Genomic DNA, 244 nt, shown 5'->3' on the forward strand with positions numbered 1-244 from the left:
TTTTATCTCATTTCCTTTTTCTTTAAGTATCTCTAATTTTTTAATCTGTAATAAATCTTCTTTTGTGATAGGAGCGTTTACATTCTCTCTACCTAAATTCTCTTTATTAATATGTTGTTGTAAAGTTTTATCGAGAATTACATTTTGACTTTCTTTTTGTTTTTCAACTATATTCTGTATAACCGTGCCATTAAATCTTATTTTACTTTCAGTAGAATTAGTATCTAGTTTAAGTTCATATATT

1 protein-coding gene is annotated in these 244 nt (G+C 24.2%); it reads right to left on the minus strand.

Features of this window, described 5'->3' with window-relative positions:
• Window positions 1-244 (minus strand): hypothetical protein (locus tag SB717_RS38755; protein ID WP_410908569.1); only part of this gene is annotated, 244 nt, incomplete at both ends.

The organism is Priestia sp. SIMBA_032 (assembly GCF_046535215.1).
Taxonomy (GTDB): Bacteria; Bacillota; Bacilli; order Bacillales; family Bacillaceae_H; genus Priestia; species Priestia aryabhattai.